This is a genomic window from Caballeronia sp. NCF2 (genome assembly GCF_023631205.1).
GTDB lineage: Bacteria > Pseudomonadota > Gammaproteobacteria > Burkholderiales > Burkholderiaceae > Caballeronia > Caballeronia zhejiangensis.
In genome coordinates, this window is the sequence record NZ_JALQDN010000051.1 from 15,239 (window position 1) to 38,030 (window position 22,792).

Genomic DNA, 22,792 nt, shown 5'->3' on the forward strand with positions numbered 1-22,792 from the left:
CGAGTTCGGATCATGCGCGCTCGTCGCCGGATGGGCTCCATACTTCGAGCACATCGCGCACGAGCGTCGCGATGGACGCAGCTCCGAGCTTGTCCTTGATGCTCGCGCGATGCACGTCGACGGTCTTGACGCTGATCTGCAGATCGGCGGCGATGCGCTTGCTCGCTTTGCCCTCGATCACGCCGCGCAAGACCTCCTTCTCGCGCCCGGTCAGCGAGTCGACGCGCTCGCGCAACTCGCGTTGCCGCTGGTCTTTCGCGTGACGCTGCATCGCGAGCTTCATCGCGCGCTGCACGCGATCGAGCATTTGCTGGGAGTTATAGGGCTTCTCGACGAAATCGATCGCGCCATGCTGAAGCGCGCGAACGGACATCGGAATGTCGCCGTGACCGCTCACGAAGATGATCGGCAAAGTCGCACCGCGGCGGTTGAGTTCGGCTTGCACGTCGAATCCGCTCGCCTCCGGCATCCGTACATCGAGCACGAGACAAGCGGGACGACTCACATCGAATGCGCGCAGAAAATCGGCGGCATTGGCGAACCCTTCCGACTTCACGCCGACTGAATCGAGCAGCCATGCAAGCGAGGTACGCATGCCGTTGTCGTCATCGACGATATAGACCATGGGAGCGGAAGAATTCATTGCGATTGCTCTTTCGATGCGCGCATCAGGGACCAAGCGCGCCGGAGGATTCGGCTGTCTCATCGCAGGGTCGGTTTTTTGATGCGCCAATGATAACCAGCCGAAATTCGCCGCGAAAGTCCTTTCTTTACCTCGATGACGCGAGATAGGTAAAAGCTTTAGTGCGTTCGGTAACTACGCCGGGCGAGCGGGCGGGACGTGCCGATTTTATTTGTGCGGTTCAGCGCGTACGCTTGATTGACCATTTGCTATACACAACCTGAACATGAAACGAACAGGAGACGCTCCCATGTCCGCGCTGCCCCGTCCCGACCTTTCCGATATCGATCAGGTGCGCAAGCTGTTCCGCCAGGCCATGGCTCATCTGGGCGCAGCAGTGAATGTCATCACGACGACAGGCACGCATGGCCGTTGCGGCATTACCGCGAGCGCGGTGTGCTCGGTCACGGATGCGCCGCCTACGCTGCTCGTCTGCATCAACAGGTCGAGCGCCATGCATGCCGCATTCGTGAACAATCGCAATGTGTGCGTGAACGTGTTGCCGGGTCACCTCGAACAGATCGCGCGACACTTCGCCGGTCTCACGCAATTGTCGATGGACGAGCGCTTTTCGTTACCGGTGTGGGACGAAGGCGCGAACGGCGTGCCGGTGTTGCGCGATGCGCTCGCCAGCCTGCAAGGGACGATCGTCGAGGCGAAGGAAGTAGGATCGCACTCCGTGATGTTCGTGCAAACCACCGCGATCCGCGTGCGCGACGACGGCGATAGCCTGATTTATTTCGATCGAAACTTTCATCGCGTGCCGCGTGCATGTGATGCGCGGTAGTGTGCGCGCGAGCCTGATTCGTTTTCAGGCTCGCGCACACTGATCAATTCAACGCCGAAAGACGCGTATTCAGCCGCGCACGCGTGATCGCTGCGATTTGCGCGAGCGCCTCATCGAGTTCCTGCTGCGTGCTGCGTCCAATGCGACGTTCGAGCGCGCTGAAGATGCCTTCGCGCGTGTAGTGCCGCACGCAGATGATGAACGGAAAGCCATGCCGCTCGAGATAAGCTCTGTTGAGACGATCGAGCGACGCTTCCTGTTCCATCGACATGGCATCGAGCCCGGCGCTCTTTTGTTCGGCATCGGAATCGGCCGTCATCGTTCCCGAGCGAATGTTTGCGCCCGATAACAACGGATGCAGGTTCAGAAATGCGCGCTGGCTTTTGTCGTCCAGATTGCGGATGACATCCATCATCGCGTCATGCAAGGCATTGGCGGATGCGAACGGCCGCACGCTCCACGCGCCCTCCGCCGCTTGCGGAAAATGCTCGAACACGCTTGCGAATGCACCAATGAATGCCGCGCGGTCCAGCGAATTGACCGGCTCCAGGTTGATCGACTGTGACATGCTCGCGTCTCCTATGGCGTGTCGATGGCAATTCGTGCCGAGTATAGGAACCGCGCGAGCGGGCGGCGAGACAGCCGATCCTATTGACCGCATAACAGAACACGATAGCGCTACGCGCGATGCATGTCGCGCAGCGCGCGCAATTCCTGAGCGGCCGCCGTCAGCATGCCGCGCAGCCAGACGTGCGATGCCGAGCGATGCCGCGACGGATGCCACAACTGATAAAAGCGCATGAATGGAAATTCGATCGGGGCGTCGAGCACAACGAGCGGAAGATGCTGCGCGTGATAATTCGCGAAATGCCTGCCGGTCGTGAGAATAAGATCGGTGCCCGGAATCAGGCTCGGCGCGAGATTGAAGTACGGGCAGCTCACGCGGTTATCGCGATGCACGCGCATGGTGCTGAGTCCCGTATCGACGACGCCGCGCTGGTCGCGCGAATATGGCGTGGGCACGATATGCGATGCACTCAGATAGTCCTGGGCATCGAACTTGCCTGATTGCGCATAGACGCTATCGCGCGCGACCACGCACACGACATCGTCCTCCAGCAATACCGACAAATGAAGATGCTCTGGCGGATTGGGCCAGTTGCCGATCACGATATCGGGCGAGCCTTCGGAAAGCCCCTGTTCGTAATTGAATGAAGCCGAAAGCGGCACCGCAATGAGGCGCGCGCGTGGTGCAGCGTGCCTGAATTCGCGCACGACATGCGCAAAAAACGGGGGCGCCAGGTAATCGGGCATTCCGACGGTAAAGCTTTGCTCGGTTGTCGCGGGATCGAAATGATCGTCGGATACGAGCAGGTTATCGAGCGCACTCAATGCGGCCTGTGCGCTCTGCGCGAGCTGAATCGCGCGTTCGGTCGGCACCATCGCGTTCTTTTCGCGCGTAAGCAGCGGATCGTTGAAGATGGCGCGCAGACGCTTGAGCGCCGAGCTGATGGCCGGCTGCGACTGGTTCATACGAATGGCCGTGCGTGACACGCTGCGTTCCCCGATCAGCGTGCACAGCACGCGCAGCAGATAGGTATCGAATGGATCGTCGGTGCGATTCATGATGATTTCGGTGTCTCTATTGTTCGCGTGGCTGCGCCGCTATTTTGCCAGCCGGCACTGCGGGAACCGCTTCATGCGAGGCGCGCTAGGGTAATCCATAAGGCGTGAAAAGTGCGGCGAAAAACCGTGCAAAGCCCTATCGCACAAGGCTTTCGAACCCATATACATGTTGCTATGGGGCCTATTGGCTCGTCCCCCGTTCCCGATTTTTTGGCCGTTTCTATACTTGCTTCCAACCGAGCGCACGGCCGTGTCCGCGCGACGCAAACCGACTGGAAAGGAGAAACCATGTCGCTCATCAAACAGGAGATGCCGGTTTTCGCGAGCGCGGTCGAAAGCGCCGAAGCAAGCGTCTATCGCAAGGTTTCATGGCGCCTGCTGCCGTTCCTCGGCGTGCTGTGGGTGCTCGCTTGGCTGGATCGCGTCAACATCGGCTTCGCGAAGCTGCAGATGCTCGACTCGCTGCATTTCAGCGAAGCCGTATACGGTCTCGGCGCGGGCATCTTCTTCATCGGCTACTTTCTCTTCGAAGTGCCGTCGAACATGCTGCTGCAGAAGATCGGCGCGAAAAAGACCATCATGCGTATCACGATATGCTGGGGCGTCATCTGCATGTTGCAAACGCATGTCACCACGCCCACGCAGTTTTATGTCCTGCGCTTCCTGCTCGGCGCATTCGAAGCAGGGTTTTATCCGGGCGTCATTCTTTACCTCACTTACTGGTATCCGTCGCAGCGGCGTGCGCGCGCCTTCGGCACGTTCATGTCGGCTTCTGCGATCGCGGGCGTGCTCGGCGGTCCCCTCGCCGGCTGGATCATGACGTCGATGGGCGGCGTGCACGGCATGCACGGATGGCAGTGGCTCTTCATCATCGAAGGTATTCCGTCGGTGCTGGCCGGTGTGTTCGCGTACTTCTACATGACCGACAAGCCCGAGCAGGCGCGCTGGCTTTCCGATGATGAAAAGCGCGTCGTGCTCGATGCCCTGCAACGCGACAACGCAGCGATGGGCGAACGCGGTCACGACTGGCGCTCGCTCTTCAAGAACCGCAAGGTGTGGCTGCTGATCGCGATCTTCTTCTGCCTGCTGTGTGCGAACTCGACGCTCACTTTCTGGATTCCCACCGTCATCAAGGACGTTGGCATCAGCACGCCGATGGCGGTCGGCTGGATCGCGGCGGTCGCCTATTTGTGCGGTGCTGTGGGCATGATCATCAACGGCGCGCACTCGGATCGCAGCAATGAAGTGCGCTGGCACTTCAGCGGTGCGGCAATCGTCGGAGGCATATCGATGGCCGCGCTCGCGATGCTGATGGGTTTCGACAAGATCTCGCCGGTGATCGCGCTGCTCGCGATGACCGCATCGCTCATCGGCACCATGAGCGCGATTCCCGTTTTCTGGCAACTGCCCAACCGCTATCTCGCTGGCAGTGCGGCCGCAATCGGCGTGGCGCTCATCAATTCCGTCTCCAATCTCGCAGGCTTCGGCGCGCCCTATGTGATGGGACTCATCAAGAACGCGACGGGCAAGGTGACGACCGGCCTGTACCTCGTGGCCGTAATCGAAGTGCTGGCCGCGGTGCTCGTGATCGTCGGCATCCGCAAGCTCGGCAACAAACAAGGGGCCTGACATGCGCGACAAGAACACATCATCCCCTGCATTCGACGTGAGTCGCCGTCGCTTTGCTCTGCAATCCGTGGCACTTGGCGGCAGCATGCTGATCGCGAAGACGGCGCTGTCCGCCGATGCACCCGCGCCGAATCAGACGACCGGCCCGGTGCAACAGGATGGCCTGAGCCCACGCCTCACGATGCACGGCCTGGACACATGGCATGGCACGCCCGCTTCGGGTATGCGCGTGGAGCTGTTTGCGATCGACGACGGGCGTTCGAAGTTCCTTCAGACGATCACGCTGGCTGCAAGCGGACGCAGCGAGCCTCCCCTCCTGATCGGCGATACCTATCGCGCGGGGACTTATGAGTTGTTGCTGCATGTGGACGAATACTTCGCCGCACGCAAGGCGGATCTTCCGCAGCCGATGTTTCTCTCGAAGATCCCGCTGCGCTTTCGCATCACGGACGTCAATCAGCGCATTCATTTGCCGGTGCTGTTCGGACCGTGGAGCTACAACTACTACCGCGGCAGTTGAGCCGGAAAGTACTCGAACGCGAGATCAGGAGAAAACATCATGGCCGCAGGCATTACCACGCACGTACTCGACGTCGCACTCGGCAAACCCGCCGCCGGGATGCAGATCGAATTGTTCGATATCGGCAGCGAGCCGCCCACGCTGCTCGCGCGCACGCGCACCAATCGCGACGGACGCACCGACTCGCCGATCCTGCCGGCGGCGCAAGCGCGAGCGGGGAATTTCGAGTTGCGCTTCTGGGTCGCCGATTACTTCAAGACGCCCGATGTCTTCGCGGACGTCGTGCCGGTTCGCTTCACGCTCGCCGATGCGACGCAGCACTATCACGTCCCGCTGCTTTGTTCGCCTTGGAGTTTCGGCACCTATCGCGGAAGTTGAATCAGCGCTTACTGCAATTGACGATTGATGTTTCGCAACTTGGAGACGCGCACGAACTGATAAGAAAATGTCTAAAACAACTTTCCATTTCTTATTCGAACCGGAGTGAAATCTGGATTTGCAATGTGCGTCTCACCACTTACCGTCCTGGAGCGATATTCTAGACTTTCCACTGCTACGCATTTACACGAATCTCCTCTAGCGCATTGCGGATGTGCATGGCATAGTGCGATCGACGATCTATTAGAGGTAACTCATGTCAACGCTAGAAAGTATTCAGGCGCGTATCGAAGCACTTCAAGCGAAAGCGGATGCGCTCGTTGCAAAACAATCCGAGAATGCGCTGCAAAAGATTCATCACCTGATGTCGAGCCATGGATTGACCATCTCGGACATCGAAAGCTATTCCGGTTCACGCAAGAAGGCGGGCAGTTCGGCTTCCGCGAAGAAGCGCGGCGCAGTCGCCTATCGGGATCCAAAGACCGGTGCGACCTGGAGCGGCCGCGGACGCGCGCCGGGCTGGATCGCCAATGCAAAGGACCGTAGCAAGTTTGCGGTTGGAGCAAGCGCGCAGGGAACCAAGGCTAAAGGAAAAACGCGCGCTGCTGTCAAGCGCAAAGCAAAGGGACAACCGCGCGGTCCTCAACCCGCGCTCTATCGCGATCCGGAAAGCGGCGCAACGTGGAGCGGTCGTGGCCGCGCACCCGCATGGCTCGCATCGGTTAAAGATCGGACGCCGTTTCTGATTGCCTGACACTGTATTCACACAAACGGCGGAGTTCGTGCACGACTCCGCCGTTTTCTTTGCGGTCCGGAGTTTCAATCTATACACGCGGATCGAAATCGAATTCGATCCTGATGCCGCCCGGTTCGTAAATCATCATGTGGCGCTTTGGACCGGCTCCTAGCAGTTCCGGCGCGAATTCCACTGCCACTCCCGGCCATGTCGACACGCGCTCGAGAATCGTCGCGAGTGCGGCTTCATCCGTTGCGCGCAATGCGAGATGATGAAGCCCGATATTCTTTCGCCGATCGAATGCTATAGGCGCCGATTCATCCTTCACCTGCCATAACGTAACCAGCAGCTTTCCGTCCGATACGAATACGGCGGGATACTCGGACCGCTCGCCGACGATCTGCCAGCCGAGACATTGAACGAAAAAGTCACGCGTTGCGTCGAGATTGCGCACAGTGAGACCTACGTGATCGATTCCAGATGTCAGCATCGCTTCCTCCGCGTGCATTCGAGCGTTCAGGAGAAAGGCCCCCGAACATTCGACATGCTTATGCCAGCGTCAATTTGACGTCGATATTATTGCGCGTTGCATTCGAATAAGGACAGACGATATGCGCCTTGTCTACAAGCGCCTGTGCCTCGCTGCGATCCATTCCCGGTAGCGAGATCTTCAATTCGACCTCGATGCCGAAACCGTTCGGGATTTGACCGATGCCCACGCTGCCATCCACCGCGACATCTTTCGGCAGCGTGATCTTGTCGCGAGCGGCGACGAATTTGATCGCGCCGATAAAGCACGCGCTATACCCTGCGGCGAAGAGTTGCTCGGGATTGGTGCCATCGCCACCACCGCCGCCGAGTTCTTTCGGGGTTGTCAGCTTGAGATCCAGATTGCTTTCGGGCACGGTCGCGCGGCCGTCGCGCCCGCCAGTGACATGAGCATGTGCACGGTATATAACTTTTTCAATCGACATCGCCAGACTCCTGTGCGTTGTGTTGAGCGGATCTCGCGGCGCGCATGTGCCGGACGAAGTCCGCCGACATGAGTTCCCCACTGGACGCTGCCCGATATGGGCACGTTCCAATAGCGAAGGATACTCAAGTCACGGCGAGCTCGCCTGACGCATGACCGACGCGCCGAAGCAAGCTCGCTTCAATCACAAGACGACGGGTTCTCTGCCTGAAAAGACCGGATCTGCAACGGGCGATGTGTTTTCCTTCGCGATACGTTCGCACACCGCGACCACATGCGCCGAACCGGTCGTCATGAAGAGGGCGTGATCGAGGTCCGAAAAGATCGCCATTCGCACGGATGGATAGCGCGACAGTCGCGCGCCCAGCTTGCCGAAATGCGCGGCGATCAGATCCATGCCCGCATCGTACGCGCCATAGACGAGCGCTGTCTTTACGCCTTTGGCATCGAGCGCACGAATGATCGGTCCCGGTTCGGTCGCGAGCTCCGGCGCCGTGCTGCTCAGGCGGTCGAGCCTCAACACATCGACGATACGCGAACGCGCGCGCGTCGCCATATAGCCGAGCACGAAGCGCAATACGCGCATCAACTGCTTTTCGCCGCGCAGGATCGCTTTCCATTTCTGCGGATCGAGCATCGAGAATGCATAACCCGCCATGGAATTGCGCGTCGATTGACGCAAGCCGTCGGGCGCGACGTCCGCCGGTCTTTTAAACGTCGGCAGATTGACTGTGACGACACCGTTGATCGCATTCTCGGCGACCGCCGCCTTGAGCGCGTGATAAGCGCCCGAGCACACGCCGAATGCAAAGATCGACTTGTAGCCCTGCCGCGCGAGCCAGCGTGCGGCGGCCGCGGTGTCGTCAGTCGCGATCTGGTTATAGATTCGGCCGAACGCCGTATCCGATTGCACTGCGCCGGGCGCGGCCGGACTGTCGCCTCGGCCTCGCGCATCGAAACGCAATGATGCAATGCCGCGCCGCGCAAGCTCGCGTGCAATGCGAACGGATAGCCGGCTGTCGCCGACGCGCGCACTCGCCGATGTATTCGCAATGAGAAACACCGGACCTCGCGCGGCCCCCGTGCGCGGCTCGCACAAAATGCCGAAAAGCTTTTCGTCGCCGATGCGTACTGGGCGTTCGATAGCTTCGGGTGTGTCTATCTTTAGAGCGGACCAGTCAACGGCATCGGCCGACGACGGCGCTTGCCTGTTTGATGAATCCTTGCCAGCGATCCATTCCACGACTTGGGCGAACGCTGCGCGCGGCAATGCGTTGAATGCAGTTTCCTGAAGAAAGCCAGTGAGATCTTCGAACGGACGCGCCTGTGCTTCCACGCCCTTTTCGATGAGCGCGTCGCACAATGGATCCGTGCCGCCCGCCTTCATATTCATGACCAACGCGCGACGCGCTGGTGCCGCCGCAGCGTCTCTTACGCTCGCGACGAGATCGATCGCCTGCAATGAGCCTTTGAATTCATCGCTATAAACCTGGCCGAGGACGTTGAGCCGCGCGTCGTCCTTTTGCATCTCACGCAAAGGCGGTGCAAGCAGTTCGAGCCATGTCTTGCGCACGATGCTCAACTCGCGCATATACACGCGGCCACTCGCAACGGGTGCGAGCAGTACGAGGTCATCGACCGGTTGACGCAATGCGGCCTCGAGCGCGAACGCGGCGCCCACGCGAAAGCCGCATAACGTGACGTGCTCTATGCCTGTCGATGTCTTCAGCCATTCGATGGCCGCGTCGACGTCATCGACCGACGATTGGAATTGATCCGGTGCGAGATCGGCGCCCGCCGAGTCGCCCGTGCCTCGATAGTCGAAACGCAGCACCCATATGCCTCGCGCGGACAGCGCTTCGGCGAGATGCCGCATGCCGCTATATGTCCACACGTATTCGTGCCCATAGGTATTGCAGAGCACTACGCCGCGCGTGCCGCTTCCGGCGTGCAGCCATCCGAATCGGTTCCCGAATACAACCGGTCTCATATCGATCTCGTCCTCGTCTTTGGTGGCGCGCAAGGATCGATGACTCGTCGTCCCGTTCTTGCAATGCCTGGCCGTCAACGTCCCGCCGAATACGGGATCGCGAGGTATTGAGACGATTATATTAAGCGTCCTCTTCGTAACACGGCTTGCACCGGCGAATAGGTGCGAATGAGCTACCTATTGGCGCATAAGACATAGCTTGTGTGAGCTACCGCTCATTTCTTTATGCAAGCTTCGTCGGCATAACGTCAGATTGGCTGCAGACGAGTCCCCTCGCCTGCCTATATGACTTTTTGGAAGATCGATTCTCTATCAGAGATCCAATACGAGTACCTTGCTCGTCGCACGCGACACGCACGCGGTCAGATAGTCGGTCTTTTCTTCTTCGCTCATGATGCAGTCGTTGTGCTCGACGTCTCCTTCGAGATAACGCACCTTGCACGTACCGCACAAGCCCGCGCAGCATGATGTCTCGATGAACACGCCCGCTCCCGCCAGTGCATCGGCAATGCTCTCGTCCTTCGTCACTTCGATTTCCTGTCCTGTGCTCGCGATACGCACGATGAAGCTGTCGTTCGCATCGTTGGCGGCCTGCTCGCCAGCGTTGCGCTCAGGTGCCTTGAAGTGCTCGAAATGCACCGTTCCGGACGGCCAGTGCCGCGCCGCATCCGCGCACGCTTGCATGAAGCCGCCTGGACCGCAGCAATAGACGTGCTCGCCTTCGCCGGGCGCATTCAGCAAGTCCCCGATATCGAGGCCCGCCGATGGATCGCCGCCATCGAAATGAAAATGCAGACGCCCGCTTGCGCGCATGTGCTCGAATTCCTCGGCGAACGCTGCGCTGCCCGCATCTTTCGCGCAGTAATGCATTTCGTATTCGATACCGGCATCGTCGAGTTCATGCGCCATCGCCTTCAATGGTGTGATGCCTATCCCGCCCGCGATCAGCAACACGCGGCGCGCGCCGTCGACGAGATGAAAGTTATTGCGCGGCCGGCTTACACGCACGATGTCCTGCACGCGCAATTGCTCGTGAAGCGCCTTCGAACCGCCGCGCCCGCGTTCATCGCGCAATACGGCGATCACATAGCGATGCCGCTCGCGTGGCGCATTGCTGATCGAATACTGCCGCACGACGCCGCCCTCGAGATGAATGTCGATATGCGCGCCCGCCGTGAAAGGCGGCAATGGCGCACCGTCGGGATCGATGAGTTCGTATGAATTGATGCCTCGGCCTTCGAAGCGGACCTGACGCACGAGCAGATTCAAGGTCTGACTCTGCGCGTCGGTCGAGATGGATTGTGTTGACATGGTCGACTTCCTCGAATCGATGATCCCGCATCGCGAGAGCGCCGTGCGCCCTCGCGTCGGCCGGCTTATTGCTTCATCGCGAGTTCGAGTTCCTCGAAGCGTTCGCGTACGAATGCGGTACGTGCATCACCCTTCAGCTTTTCGCTTTCCGCAAGGATCGCAACGATCTGCTTCGTCACCTTGCGACGGCGCATGACTTCTTCTTCGACGGTTTCGCCTTCGGGGATCTCGAACACATTGCCCGAGCAGAAGCTATTCGGCGCGCCCGCGTTCTCACGAAACCATTCCGCGAAGTTTTGCGCCGACGCGGCCGGATTCGAACCGCGCAACGCGTCGCGCAGCATCTTGCGGAACAGGAACAGGCCCGCGTCGAACTTGGTCGGATTCTCGAGCGCATGCACCGCGATTGGCCGTTGGCTGATGATGGCTTCGTAGTCGCCGGGCGCGTATTGCGCCTGCTTGTAGTTCGCACGCTCACGATGATTGGGCGGAATCGGCACGATGTCCTCGATCGTGTATTCGGCGAAGCGCTCGGGACGACGCATCGCGACCTGGCCGTCGAGGAAGTCGATCGACTCATAGCCCACCAGTTCCTTCTTGCCGATACCGCGCGTATCGATGCCGGGGCCCATGACGCGCCAGCCGATCATCTTGCTGTTTTGGTCGTCGACCGGAACCGTCCATCGGATGATATGAAAGCGGCTGAAGAGCTTCTTCTTCGAACCATCTTCCGATGTATAGGCATGCAGGCTCAGATTTGGCAGCACTTGATGCTGCACGCGCACGAACAAGCGGTCCTTGTTCACGCGGCGCGCGCCCGCACACGCGAGACTGCGGCCTTGTTGGACCGGCTGAAAATGCATGTCGGGCGCGACTTCCATCGACGCTGCGCCGACTTCGTCGAACGTCGTGCCCTGGAACTGTCCTTTCACCACGTTCTTCGCGGCATGCAATGCCGTCGGATGAAAGTTATCGGCGGCGTTGTCCTGAACCTGCAACCAGTTGCAATGCTGGAAGTTGCTGTAGGGCACGAGTTCGTCGCCGGGCATCACGGTGTAGTCGCCTTCCCACTCCGGAAACGGCGGCTCGTTTTCCGGCGGCCCCATGTAAGCGAACACGAGACCGTGACGCTCGACTGCCTTATACGCACCCTGCCGAATGGAACACGCGTACTTTTCGGCCTCTTTCTCTTCGCCCTTCGGAAACGGCACATGCAGGCACGCGCCGTCCACGTCGAACACCATGCCGTGATAACAGCACATGATGCCGCGCTCTTGAATCGCGCCGTATTCGAGCGATGCGCCGCGATGCGCGCAATGCGCGTGCAGCAGACCCACACGCCCGCTGCCGTCGCGGAATGCCACCAGTTCTTCGTTGAGGATCTTCAGAAAGCGCGGCGTGTCGGTCAGCTCCATCGACATGCAGACCGGATGCCAGAAGGCGCGCATGTATTCACCCATCGGCGTCCCGGGGCCCGTCTCCGTCAGTTCCGGATCGTGGCCCGGCACCTTGTTCACGTAGTAACCGCCGTAGGGCACGAGCTTCTTGACTGTCGCGGCCGCGCCGCCGCTGCTCTGATGCCCTTCCAGCTTGTCCGATTTGATGGTCATGGGAAATCCTGTTTCGAGTGGGGTTGAATCGATCGATGCCTGAGACCTGAATTCCGGCTTCCGAACTCCGAACTCTGTATACAGAGATTAGCGATGTGGATCGGCGTTGTCTCTATGGGTAAACGTGAATGAAAACAGGAACGCGATAACGTTGCGTTGACGCGTAAGGCCGGCCCGCTGTACCCTTGCCGTATTCTGTATCCAGAACTTACGCTCGAATCATGCCCGCCAAACTTCTCAAGCTCCAGGCCCGCACCGACTATGTCGACGAGGTCTACAAAGTTCTGCTCGACGCCATCAGTTCGGGTTCGCTCGCGCCCGGCACGCGCATCACGCAGGAAGAGATCGCCGAACAGCTTGCGGTTTCGCGCTCACCCGTCCTGCAGGCGCTGCGTCTGCTGAAGAAAGACGGTCTTGTCGTCGATGCGCCCGGACGCGGTCTCCTCGTCACGCCGCTCGACCCCGCATGGATCAGTCATCTCTATGAGATTCGCGGCGCGCTGGATTCGCTCGCTGCGCGTCTCGCCGCCGAACGCGGCGCGAAGATCGACAAGGCGATCATCACCAATGGCAGGCGCGCGTCGAAGAGCGACGATGTCAAGGCGATGATCGATGCCGACATGGCCTTTCATAACGCGATCTACGTGGCATCGGGCAATCCGTTGATCGCCGAGACCGCGCAGACGCACTGGGTTCATCTGCGCCGCGTGATGGGCGCCGTGCTGCAGGCATCGGGACAACGCAAATCGATCTGGGACGAACATGCTGCCATCGCGGCGGCCATCGCGGAAGGCAACGGCCACCGTGCCGCCGAACTTACCGATCTGCATACCGCCAACGCGCGAAGAAACCTCGTCGAACGGCTCGGCGTCGTGCTGAGCGAGCAACGCGAACGGGAATCGGAAGCAACGTGATCTCACGCACGGGTTGCGAGTTGCATCGACGGCGAAAGCCCCTGTTTCAAGGGGCCGTTTCGCTTGGCGTGCGCGAGTCAGTCGCTGCGACGGCGGCTGTTCACGAGCGCGGCGGGCACCGCGAACACGAGCAGGCTGCCGATCACGCAACTCGCCGCGAGACCGAGCACGCCGCTGCCCGTCGAACCCGACTGCGTCTGGATCACGCCGATGAGCCAGGGACTCACGACGCCCGAGATGCTGCCCACGGAATTCGCAAGCGCAAGGCCCGCGGCTGCAGCGCCGCCGCTGAGAATCGCGGGCGGCAGAACCCAGAACTGCGAGATGGTCGTGACTACGCCCATCGTCGCGAGCGTGAGACCGATCATGCCGAAGAACGTGGAGTGCGCGTACATCACGCTCATAAAAAGGCCGAGCGCGCCGACGAAACCCGCGCCCGCAAGATGCCAGCGTCGCTCGCCACGCTTGTCCGAGCTATGGCCGACCGCGAGCATCGCAATGGCGCCCGCTGCATAGGGAATCGCCGAGAGCAGGCCGATATCGAGCGGATCGGTCACGCCGCTCGCCTTGACGAGCGTCGGCAGCCAGAAGCTCACGCCGTAGAGCCCCATCGTGAAGAAAAAGTACGTCACGGACAGCAGCAGTACTTTCGGATGCAACAATCCATCCTTTACCGAATGCAGCGCATGCGCCGGCTCTTCGTCGCGCAGATTGGCTTCGAGCATTGCTTTTTGCGAGTCGTTGAGCCACTTCGCATCGACGACCTTGTCGTCGAGATAGAAGTACGCGACCACGCCCAGAACGGCCGTCGGAAGGCCTTCGAGCAGGAAGAGCCATTGCCATCCCGCGATGCCGTGCGCGCCGCCCATATGCGTCATGATCCAGCCGGACAGCGGCCCGCCAACGACGCCGGACATAGGAATGCCCGTCATGAAGAGCGCGGTTACTTTGCTTCGGCGCGAAGCGGGAAACCAGTACGTGAGATACAGCAGGATCGCCGGAATGAAGCCTGCTTCGGCCACGCCGAGCATGAAGCGCATGATGTAGAAGCTCGTCGGCGTCGTGACGAACATCATGCCGGCAGAGATCACGCCCCACGTCACCATGATGCGCGCGATCCAGCGACGTGCGCCCACGCGCAACAGAATGAGATTGCTCGGCACCTCGAACAGCAGATAGCCGACGAAAAACACGCCCGCGCCCGCACCGTAGACGGCGTCGCTGAAATGCAGATCGTTGAGCATCTGCAACTTCGCGAAGCTCACGTTGATGCGATCGAGATACGCGCACAGATAGCACACGAAGAGAAATGGCAGCAGACGCCATGTCACCTTCGCATACGTCGACGATTCATCGCCTGTCAGATACGCAACCGGACTGTGGGAACTCATGCTTTGTCTCCTGGTTATGTCATGCGTCTGGATCGCTCACATGTTCGTCACCTCAAACCAGAAAGACAAACGATGCCTGTTCATCCATCCATGACAGGCTCTCATGCATAAGGTGTTTCCATGAGGCGCATTCCGAACTTCGTACTCCTGCGCGCATTCGAAGCAGCCGCGCGTCTGGAAAGCTTCACGCTTGCCGCAAGCGAGCTTCATCTCACGCAATCGGCGATCAGTCATCAGGTCAAGGAACTCGAGCAGTATTTCGGCAGGCCGCTCTTTCATCGGCGCAACCGGCGCGTGGAGACGACGTCCGAAGGCCGTCGCCTGCATGAAAGTCTCGGACGCGTGTTCGATGTCATCGAAGCCGCATGCGCCGAAGTCACGCTCGATCCGCTCGCGCAAGTGCTCGCCGTTCATTGCGCGCCGAGCTTCGCCGTGAAATGGCTCGGGCCGCGTCTGCCCGAATTCATGCAGGCCCATCCGAACGTGACGATACGTCTGTCGTCGGACGCTGAGCCCGCCGATCTCGCACGCGCGCGCGAAGTCGACGTTGCCATTTCATATGGCTTCGCACACGAACGTGCCGGTGTCGTCTCGCGCGCACTGGGCACGGAGCGCATCATCCCGATGTGTTCTCCGTCCTTGTTGCAGGAAGGCGTGCCAGCGCCGGAGCACATTGCGAGGATGACGCTGATCGACTCGCAACTCAGCCGTGTGACGTGGCCCGGCTGGTTCGAGCTCAATGGGCTCGACATGCCACGCGGGCCGCGGCCTTCGTTCGACCGTGCGGCGCTCGCGATATCCGCGGCGGTGGATGGCATGGGCGTCGCGCTGGAAACGACGCGCCTCGCCGAGCGCGAGCTTGCGCGCGGCGATCTGATCGAGTTGGGCGCGGGTGTGTTCGCGCCGCTCGCAAGGGAGACGCACTTTCTCTCTTATCGCGCCAACGAACGTGATGTCGAAAAAGTGAAATGTTTCTGTGACTGGGTGCTGGCGAAGGCTGGCCTTGATGACGCGAAAGAAGTCGAAGCGTGAGGCGAAATCATGCCGCCTGTCTCGCCCGCTCCTCCTCGACCATCCGGGCGTGTGCATACACGCGATCGCGTTCGCGCGCGACGAGCGTGCGCTTGCGTGCAAGCGTCTGTCGATGATATTTCGGGTCACCCATCTGCATCACGTATTCACCGTGACGATGACGCAGGTAGCGCTGGAAAAACTCGGCGCCGGGCAAGCCGCTGTCGAGCGCCATGAGCACGCCGTAATCGATGTCGTGCACATCCCCGAGTGCCTTGATTGCGGATTCGAGCGCGGCATAACGCTGCGGCAGTGGCAGCCCCTTGTCGCATAGCGCATGAAAGCGCTGATAAGTCAGCACTTGTCCGTGCGATGCACACCGCCATAACACTTTCGCAAGCCGTTGACTGAGTTCCGTTTCCACGTTTCCTCCCGCAAGGTGCGCGGATCGTATGAGTGTGACATTCCACCGTCATTCGGATTTCGAAGACGGCATGCGGTTGCCTGGAAAATCACCTGCAACGCCAGAAGATATGCGCAACGCTCGCCATTGCGCCAAATCGCCTTGCGCGCATCGCCGAAAGCGTCATGCAATGCGGCCAGGTCTAAGAAACCTGTCTATGAAGATTCAGTTGAGCACGTTTTAATAATTCGCATGTTTCTATTTCCCACGCTGAAAGAAAGAACTCATATAGCGAAGAACACGAAATGCGATAAACGTCTATGCTTATTAGACCTTTCACAATGCACATATAGCATTGCGCACGAATCCGCACCGCTGCATGATGCAGCAGTGGACTCGCGGGAACCTTCTGACACGAGCGACTCGGCGCGACTTGTGTGCGCTTTCGCTTAATATTGACCTCGGCGGGTCTTATTGATTGCCACGCCACAGCGCCGTAACTTTTGACCAGCAACCATGCGCGGCGGCTGCGACTCGATTACATGCTAGCAAACATATTGCAGGAAACCAAGGAAAGATTCCACATGAAAGAACGTTCCGCGCTTGCGCGCGGCTGTCGTTCGGCATTTTTTTCCATCGTCGCCTGCGGCCATATCGGCCGATCAATTCGCAATGCAATGAAGAGGAACCTCTAAAGAAACCATATAACTTGCTTAAGCAAAGACGCCACGCAGATTACGCGCCGTTTCACCTGCGCCGCTCGACGCGCACTTCACACGCGGCACACTTCTTAAGATTGGTTTAAGTCTGAGAGACTAAAACGTCATCAAACGCGGGCAAGATAGTGCCCCTTGCAATTTGCTTCGTATCGGTTTTCACGAAAACGTCCACGCGGATGGTCAGGCCGGGCAACGCCGCACGCGCAATCCAACAGCGCGATCAGGCGCAGGCGACGACCATCCCATTCAGCCCGGCAGAAATGCCGGGCTTCTTTTTAACCGCGCCCTCCGCGCACTTGCGGCGCGCCATTGCCGGTCTGCGTAATGGCGACGGGCAGATCGAAGTGAAACGTGGTGCCCGTGTCTTTCGAATCGATCAGGCGAATCTGGCTGCCGTGCAATTGCAGCATGCGTTGTACGATGAGCAGCCCTAGCCCGCCGCGATGCGCGCCGCCCGAAGCGAACGGACGCATGAAAAGCGCCTTGCGCATTTCCGGCGGAATGCCCGTACCCGTATCGCTGATCGTGACTTCCACTCTGTCAGATTGTTCGCGCGCAAGTGCAAGTGTCACGTCGACGACGCCTTGCGCAGGCGTATGACGGATCGCGTTATCGAGCAGATTCGTGAACACGCGCTCGATCATGCCGAGATCCGCCGTTACGTTCGGCAAGCGTGGCGCGATCTGGGCATTCAGGCGCACGCCCCGCGATTGCGCGGGCAGTTCGAACTTTTCGAATACGTCCTGCACCAGATCGGCGAGAGAGAACGCCTCGGCTTCGGGCGCGACCATGCCGTGTTCGAGTTTCGCCAGTTCGAACAATGACTGCGCGAGATGACCCACCTTCGCGCTCTGTGCAAGCGCGATCGACAGATAACGACGCCGATCGGTATCCGGCAGCGTGTCGGACTTGAGCGACAGCGTCTCGAGATAACCATGCAGCGATGACAGCGGCGTGCGCAAATCGTGCGAGATGTTCGCGACCATCTCGCGACGCTCGCGATCCTGCTGACCCAGCGCGCGCCACTGCTCGCCGATGCGTTCCGCCATCTGCGCGAACGCGCTTTCGAGCACGACGATCTCGTCGCGTTCGTTCGCCCGCGCATCGGGCGTGTCGATGCGCGCGAGCGCCGGCGGTTCTGCTGGCGCGCCACGCGCGTCGAACTTGCGCATTGCTTCGGTGAGGCGGCGCAGCGGCCGCGTAACGAGCCCGAATGCAACCAGGCCCGCGACGAGCCCGAGCAATGTGACGAGGCCCATCGACGCGAGCGTGGTGCGCAACACCGCGCTCGCCGATGCCTTCGCAGCCAGCGCATCGTGCTCCTCGCCGAGCAGCACGACATAGACATAGCCGAACGGCGGCTTGCCGGGCGCGGCGAGCGGCGCTGCGCTGAAGACTTTGCGCTTGCCCTCGCTGCGCGGATCGTCACCGAGAATCGGCAAAACGGCGCCGTCGAGGAACTGCCGCACCGGCGCGAGATCGACATGATCGCGCTTGAGATGTCCGGGCGGCGCATCGTCGGCACGCACGCGCCCCGTGTTATCGAGCAGATAGACTTCGACGCTCGGGTTCACCACCATCAACTGACTGAAGAGCCGGCGCACGGCGGGCGCATCGATGTCGTTGGCATCGGCGAGCGCGCCGTCACGCGCGATATGCGCCGCAAGCCCGCGCGAAAGACTCTGAATGACTTCCTTCTCGCGCAGATCGCTCGCGCGAATCTGCAGCCACGCCGATGCGCCGCAGCACGCGAGCAACAGCACGCAGAACACCGCGAAGAGCCGTTGCGACAAGGTGAGCTTCACGACGCGCCATCCTTGCCGTCAGGCGATTGCGCCGCGAGCTTATAGCCGTGGCCCCATACCGTGAGAATGCGCTTCGGATCGGCGGCATCTTTCTCTACTTTCGCGCGCAAACGATTGATATGCGTATTGACCGTGTGCTCATAACCTTCATGCCGATAACCCCACACTGCATTGAGCAGGTCCATGCGCGAGAACACCTTGCCCGGATGACGCGCGAAGTGATAAAGCAGATCGAACTCGCGCGGCGTGAGTTCGATGCGCGCGTCATCCACCCATGCTTCGCGCGCGAGCGGATCGATCGCGATGCCCGCCACTTCGATGCGCCCCGTCTCCAGCCGCGAGTCCTTCGCGACCGCATCGACGCGGCGCAGCAGCGCCTTCACGCGCGCGACGAGTTCGAGCACCGAGAACGGCTTCGCAAGATAATCGTCCGCGCCGAGTTCGAGGCCGAGAATGCGATGCACCTCGCTCGAACGCGCGCTCGTGATGATGATCGGCGTATAGCGTGTCATCGCGCGCGCACGCCGGCAGATTTCGAGGCCGTCGACGCCGGGCAGCATCAGATCCAGAATCAGCGCATCCCATCCGCCCTGTTCGAGCAGGCGCAGCCCTTCGGCGCCATCGGCGCTATGCACGACTTCGTAGCGTTCGTCGCGCAGGTTGAGACTCAGCACATCGGCGATATGCATGTCGTCTTCGACAATCAGAATGCGTTTCGGATGATCCATGAGGAATGTTATCGGCAGAGAAAAACACGCGCGCCCAATCCGCAGAACAATGGACGGGCGTCTGTGCCATTGTGCAGAAAAGCGCGCGGCCAAGTATCACATTTAATTCAACTTTCGGTGAGGACTCGGGGATGCGCGCGCGAATACGATGCCGGTACACCACTCGAACCCGAGGCACGCATCATGCAAACCCGCCGCCGCTTTCTCCTCACAGGCACCGCGGCCGCCGCCGCAGCGTTCGCACTGGGCGGACGCTTTCGCGCGCTCGCGGCCGATCCGAAGACGCAGGAAAGCTTCGAAATCGTCCATAGCGACGATGAATGGCATCGTCTACTCGATCCGGTGCAATTCGACGTATTACGCCGCGAAGGCACCGAACGCCCTTATACGAGCCCGCTCAACGACGAGCATCGCGCGGGCACGTTCAGTTGCGCGGGTTGCAGGCTGGCGGTGTTCTCCTCGCGCACCAAGTTCGACAGTCATACCGGCTGGCCCAGTTTCTGGGCGCCGCTCGATCATGCGGTCGCGACGCGCATCGACGGCTCGTTCGGCGTCGTGCGTACCGAAGTGCATTGCCGGCGCTGCGGCGGTCATCTGGGCCACGTCTTCGACGACGGTCCGAAGCCGACGGGCCTGCGCTACTGCATGAACGGCGTCGCGATGAACTTCGCGCCCGGCGCAGCCTGAATCGCGCCAGCACTCCGATCAACCTCGACCACCCGATACCATCATGCTGCTCATCGTTCTTGCCTATCTCGGCGGCGCGCTGACGATTCTCAGTCCGTGCATCCTGCCGGTGCTTCCCTTCGTGTTCTCGCGCGCGGATCAGCCGTTCGTGAAAAGCGGCTTGCCGTTGCTCGCGGGCATGGGCCTGACCTTCGCCGTCGTCGCGACGCTCGCGGCCGTCGGTGGCGGCTGGGTCACGCAGGCCAATCAATACGGTCGCTGGGCGGCCATCGTCCTGCTCGCAGTGTTCGGCCTCACACTGCTGTTGCCGAGTCTCGCCGAGCGCGTGATGCATCCGCTCGTGAGCGCGGGCAATCGTCTCACCGCATTCGCGCAACGCGGCGACGGCAAGCCGAGCTTCGGCGGATCGTTCATGCTCGGCATCGCGACCGGTCTTCTGTGGGCGCCCTGCGCAGGCCCGATTCTCGGACTCGTGTTGACGGGCGCGGCGCTCAACGGCGCGAGCGTCGGCACGACTCTGCTCCTGCTCGCGTATGCAGCGGGCGCGGCGACCTCGCTCGCGGTTGCCTTGCTGATCGGCGGACGCGTGTTCGCCGCGATGAAGCGCTCGCTCGGCGCAGGCGAATGGGTGCGGCGCGGCATCGGCGGGGCGATGCTGCTCGGCGTTGTCGCGATCGGGCTCGGGCTGGACACCGGCGTGCTCGCTCGTGTATCGACGGTCGCGACCTCGGGCATCGAACAACAGCTCGTCGACAAGCTCTCGAACAAGAACCAGGGCGCGATGATGATGTCCGCGAACACGGCGAACGTCGATAACAACGGACCCGCGATGATGCGCGCGAGCACCGAGCCGCCGAAGTCGCCGAACCCCGCGCCGCTGCCCGTGGAAGGCACGCTGCCTTCGCTCGATGGCGCGGTGCAATGGCTCAACTCGCCGCCGCTTACAAAGGAAGCGTTGCGTGGCAAGGTCGTGCTCGTCGATGTATGGACGTACTCGTGCATCAACTGCCTGCGCACGTTGCCGTATGTGAAGACGTGGGCGCAGAAGTATCGCGATCAGGGGCTTGTCGTGATCGGCGTGCATGCACCGGAGTTCGCATTCGAGCGCAACGTCGATAACGTGAAGAAGGCGGTTCACGATCTCGGTATCGATTATCCCGTTGCGATCGACAACAACTTCGCGATCTGGCGCGCGTTGAATAATCAGTACTGGCCGGCGCATTATTTCATCGACGCCAAGGGCGATATCCGCTATCACCACTTCGGCGAAGGCGATTATGCGCACTCCGAGCAGGTGATTCAGCAACTGCTTGCCGAAGCGGGTCACGGCGCCGCGCCTGCCATGGCGACGAGCGCGAAGCATGACGATAACGACATCGGTCAGGGCGCGATGATGCAGGCCGACAACGCGGACATGCGTTCGCCTGAAACGTATATCGGTTACGAACGCGCGCAGCAGTTCATGTCGCCGGGCGGCGAAACGCAGGATCGCATTCACGACTATGCCGCGCCCAACGCCCTCGACGTCAACGACTGGGGACTCGCGGGCGCGTGGAAGGTCGGCGCCGAGCACGCGACGCTCGAAGGCGCGACGGGGCGCATCGTGTATCGCTTTCATGCGCGCGATCTGCATCTCGTGCTCGGGCCGTCGAAAGATGGCAAGCCGGTGCGCTTTCGCGTGAGCATCGATGGCGCGGCGCCGGGCGCATCGCATGGCAGCGACATTCAGGCGGACGGAAGCGGCACCGTGACCGAACAGCGCCTCTATCAGTTGGTGCGGCAGGCGGGCCCCGTCGCCGACCGCACGTTCACCATCGAATTTCTCGACCCCGGCGTCGAAGCGTATGCCTTCACGTTCGGTTGAATGCGACTTCTTGAGGAGCAGACATGTTCAGGACCAACAGCATGACATTCAAGGCCGTCAGCGTGGCCGTATTGTTCGCGGGCGCGTTCGCACTGCAGCGCGTCGCGCATTCGAGCGAGGAAGCCGTGAAGATTCCGCCGCCCGTGCATGACGAAAGCGCGACGGCCGTGCATACGGAAACGGCCGTATTCGCGGGCGGCTGCTTCTGGGGCGTGCAAGGCGTGTTTCAGCACGTTCGCGGCGTGAAGGAAGCGCTGTCGGGCTATGCGGGCGGCGCGGCCGGCACGGCGCAATACGATCGCGTGAGCGAAGGCGATACCGGTCATGCGGAATCGGTGCGGATCACGTATGACCCGGCGCAGGTGTCGTACGGCAAGCTGCTGCAGATCTTCTTTTCGGTCGCGCACAATCCGACGCAACTGAACTATCAAGGCCCCGATCACGGCACGCAATATCGCTCGGCCGTATTCCCGACGAACGCAGCGCAGCGCGAAATCGCCAATGCGTATATCGCGCAGCTCGACAATGCGCATGTGTATGGCGGCAGGATCGTCACGAAGATCGAAGACTACAAGGGCTTCTATCCGGCCGAAGGCTATCACCAGAACTATCTGACGGAGCATCCGGAAAGCCCTTATATCGCGATCAACGATCTGCCGAAAGTGGCGAACCTGAAGCAGATGTATCCGGACGCCTATCGTCAGGACGCGGTGCTCGTGACGGTCGCATCCAAATAGGCATCGACGATCGCGAGCACATCGGGCATGTTGCGCCTGCCGAAACCGAGGCGCACATGCTCGTCGCCGTGATCGACCAGCGTCGAGGGCAAGAGCAGCACGCCCGTGCGTTCGAGCAGTTCTGCGCAGAACCGCTCGGCGCTTTCGCGCTTCAACCGCAAGAAACCGATCGTGCCCGCGCGCGGACGATGCCACTCGAAACGATCCGCATGGCGCGCGAAGAAGGCGTCTAGCACGCCCAGATTCGCGCGGATGATCGAAACATTGCGTTCGATAAGCGCATCAGTGTGG

Annotated in this window: 22 protein-coding genes and 1 pseudogene; 10 read left to right on the forward strand and 13 right to left on the reverse strand. The window is 60.7% G+C overall.

Annotated features, from left to right (window positions below; all coding sequences use genetic code 11):
* Window positions 1–10: 10 nt before the first annotated feature.
* Window positions 11–643 carry a response regulator transcription factor gene (locus NCS02_RS17485; protein ID WP_175979354.1) on the reverse strand — a complete coding sequence of 211 codons (633 nt, stop codon included), beginning with the start codon at window positions 641–643 and terminating at the stop codon, window positions 11–13.
* Between the two features lie 289 nt (window positions 644–932).
* On the opposite strand from NCS02_RS17485, the gene hpaC reads away from it, so the two are divergent.
* The gene (gene hpaC / locus NCS02_RS17490) at window positions 933–1,469 is read left to right on the forward strand and encodes a 4-hydroxyphenylacetate 3-monooxygenase, reductase component (protein WP_008353320.1); all 537 of its coding nucleotides are present in this window, start codon (window positions 933–935) and stop codon (window positions 1,467–1,469) included.
* 43 nt (window positions 1,470–1,512) lie between these two features.
* Here the strand turns inward: hpaC and uraD are convergent, their stop codons facing one another.
* Together uraD and NCS02_RS17500 are read right to left on the reverse strand one after the other, a co-directional pair.
* Window positions 1,513–2,037: a 2-oxo-4-hydroxy-4-carboxy-5-ureidoimidazoline decarboxylase gene (gene uraD / locus NCS02_RS17495; protein WP_008353319.1), complete on the reverse strand. Its 525-nt coding sequence runs from the start codon at window positions 2,035–2,037 to the stop codon at window positions 1,513–1,515.
* A 110-nt stretch (window positions 2,038–2,147) separates the two neighbouring features.
* The gene (locus NCS02_RS17500) at window positions 2,148–3,095 is read right to left on the reverse strand and encodes a LysR family transcriptional regulator (RefSeq protein ID WP_008353318.1); all 948 of its coding nucleotides are present in this window, start codon (window positions 3,093–3,095) and stop codon (window positions 2,148–2,150) included.
* Window positions 3,096–3,383: 288 nt separating this feature from the next.
* On the opposite strand from NCS02_RS17500, the gene NCS02_RS17505 reads away from it, so the two are divergent.
* From NCS02_RS17505 to NCS02_RS17520, 4 genes are all read left to right on the forward strand, one after another.
* Window positions 3,384–4,724, forward strand: coding sequence for an MFS transporter (locus tag NCS02_RS17505; protein WP_250502988.1), 1,341 nt, complete (start codon window positions 3,384–3,386; stop codon window positions 4,722–4,724).
* 1 nt (window position 4,725) lies between these two features.
* The gene (locus NCS02_RS17510; protein ID WP_175979356.1) at window positions 4,726–5,244 is read left to right on the forward strand and encodes a hydroxyisourate hydrolase; all 519 of its coding nucleotides are present in this window, start codon (window positions 4,726–4,728) and stop codon (window positions 5,242–5,244) included.
* A gap of 39 nt (window positions 5,245–5,283) precedes the next feature.
* Complete coding sequence (gene uraH, locus NCS02_RS17515; protein WP_008353315.1) at window positions 5,284–5,622, forward strand: hydroxyisourate hydrolase; 339 nt, start codon at window positions 5,284–5,286, stop codon at window positions 5,620–5,622.
* Window positions 5,623–5,878: 256 nt separating this feature from the next.
* Window positions 5,879–6,376, forward strand: a complete 498-nt coding sequence (locus NCS02_RS17520) for an H-NS family nucleoid-associated regulatory protein (RefSeq protein WP_250523246.1) — start codon at window positions 5,879–5,881, stop codon at window positions 6,374–6,376.
* Between the two features lie 70 nt (window positions 6,377–6,446).
* On the opposite strand, the gene NCS02_RS17525 is transcribed toward NCS02_RS17520, so the two are convergent.
* The 5 genes from NCS02_RS17525 to NCS02_RS17545 all read right to left on the reverse strand — a co-directional run bounded on the left by NCS02_RS17525 (window position 6,447) and on the right by NCS02_RS17545 (window position 12,242).
* The gene (locus tag NCS02_RS17525; RefSeq protein ID WP_033536174.1) at window positions 6,447–6,848 is read right to left on the reverse strand and encodes a VOC family protein; all 402 of its coding nucleotides are present in this window, start codon (window positions 6,846–6,848) and stop codon (window positions 6,447–6,449) included.
* A 58-nt stretch (window positions 6,849–6,906) separates the two neighbouring features.
* Window positions 6,907–7,332, reverse strand: coding sequence for an organic hydroperoxide resistance protein (locus tag NCS02_RS17530; RefSeq protein ID WP_250502989.1), 426 nt, complete (start codon window positions 7,330–7,332; stop codon window positions 6,907–6,909).
* Between the two features lie 183 nt (window positions 7,333–7,515).
* Window positions 7,516–9,321: an alpha/beta fold hydrolase gene (locus tag NCS02_RS17535; RefSeq protein ID WP_250502990.1), complete on the reverse strand. Its 1,806-nt coding sequence runs from the start codon at window positions 9,319–9,321 to the stop codon at window positions 7,516–7,518.
* A gap of 312 nt (window positions 9,322–9,633) precedes the next feature.
* On the reverse strand, window positions 9,634–10,632 hold the full coding sequence (locus NCS02_RS17540) for a PDR/VanB family oxidoreductase (protein ID WP_250502991.1): 999 nt from the start codon (window positions 10,630–10,632) through the stop codon (window positions 9,634–9,636).
* A gap of 65 nt (window positions 10,633–10,697) precedes the next feature.
* Complete coding sequence (locus NCS02_RS17545; RefSeq protein ID WP_175979359.1) at window positions 10,698–12,242, reverse strand: Rieske 2Fe-2S domain-containing protein; 1,545 nt, start codon at window positions 12,240–12,242, stop codon at window positions 10,698–10,700.
* 221 nt (window positions 12,243–12,463) lie between these two features.
* On the opposite strand from NCS02_RS17545, the gene NCS02_RS17550 reads away from it, so the two are divergent.
* Window positions 12,464–13,156 carry a GntR family transcriptional regulator gene (locus NCS02_RS17550; RefSeq protein ID WP_008353303.1) on the forward strand — a complete coding sequence of 231 codons (693 nt, stop codon included), beginning with the start codon at window positions 12,464–12,466 and terminating at the stop codon, window positions 13,154–13,156.
* Window positions 13,157–13,233: 77 nt separating this feature from the next.
* Here NCS02_RS17550 and NCS02_RS17555 read toward each other — a convergent pair whose 3' ends face one another.
* A complete protein-coding gene (locus NCS02_RS17555; protein ID WP_250502992.1) occupies window positions 13,234–14,547 on the reverse strand; it encodes an MFS transporter in 1,314 nt (437 codons plus the stop codon).
* 120 nt (window positions 14,548–14,667) lie between these two features.
* Here NCS02_RS17555 and NCS02_RS17560 point away from each other — a divergent pair, with 120 nt between their 5' ends.
* On the forward strand, window positions 14,668–15,579 hold the full coding sequence (locus tag NCS02_RS17560; protein ID WP_250502993.1) for a LysR substrate-binding domain-containing protein: 912 nt from the start codon (window positions 14,668–14,670) through the stop codon (window positions 15,577–15,579).
* 7 nt (window positions 15,580–15,586) lie between these two features.
* Here NCS02_RS17560 and NCS02_RS17565 read toward each other — a convergent pair whose 3' ends face one another.
* From NCS02_RS17565 to NCS02_RS17575, 3 genes are all read right to left on the reverse strand, one after another.
* Entirely contained in the window at window positions 15,587–15,982 is a 396-nt protein-coding gene (locus NCS02_RS17565) for a hypothetical protein (RefSeq protein WP_250502994.1), read from the reverse strand.
* 973 nt (window positions 15,983–16,955) lie between these two features.
* Window positions 16,956–18,485, reverse strand: a complete 1,530-nt coding sequence (locus tag NCS02_RS17570) for a sensor histidine kinase (protein WP_250435852.1) — start codon at window positions 18,483–18,485, stop codon at window positions 16,956–16,958.
* The gene (locus NCS02_RS17575) at window positions 18,482–19,213 is read right to left on the reverse strand and encodes a response regulator transcription factor (RefSeq protein ID WP_250502995.1); all 732 of its coding nucleotides are present in this window, start codon (window positions 19,211–19,213) and stop codon (window positions 18,482–18,484) included. Before NCS02_RS17575 ends, NCS02_RS17570 begins: the two co-directional genes overlap by 4 nt.
* 183 nt (window positions 19,214–19,396) lie before the next feature.
* On the opposite strand from NCS02_RS17575, the gene msrB reads away from it, so the two are divergent.
* From msrB to msrA, 3 genes are read left to right on the forward strand one after another with little or no spacing between them, the layout of a single operon-like run.
* On the forward strand, window positions 19,397–19,900 hold the full coding sequence (msrB, locus tag NCS02_RS17580; protein ID WP_250502996.1) for a peptide-methionine (R)-S-oxide reductase MsrB: 504 nt from the start codon (window positions 19,397–19,399) through the stop codon (window positions 19,898–19,900).
* A 43-nt stretch (window positions 19,901–19,943) separates the two neighbouring features.
* Window positions 19,944–21,764 (forward strand): cytochrome c biogenesis protein DipZ, encoded by a 1,821-nt coding sequence (locus NCS02_RS17585; protein ID WP_250502997.1) that lies wholly within the window; start codon window positions 19,944–19,946, stop codon window positions 21,762–21,764.
* 41 nt (window positions 21,765–21,805) lie between these two features.
* Window positions 21,806–22,501: a peptide-methionine (S)-S-oxide reductase MsrA gene (gene msrA, locus NCS02_RS17590; protein ID WP_250503000.1), complete on the forward strand. Its 696-nt coding sequence runs from the start codon at window positions 21,806–21,808 to the stop codon at window positions 22,499–22,501.
* On the opposite strand, the pseudogene NCS02_RS17595 reads toward msrA, so the two are convergent.
* A pseudogene (locus NCS02_RS17595) lies at window positions 22,465–22,792 on the reverse strand (aminotransferase); the annotation flags it as partial. The gene msrA and the pseudogene NCS02_RS17595 sit on opposite strands and share 37 nt — an antisense overlap.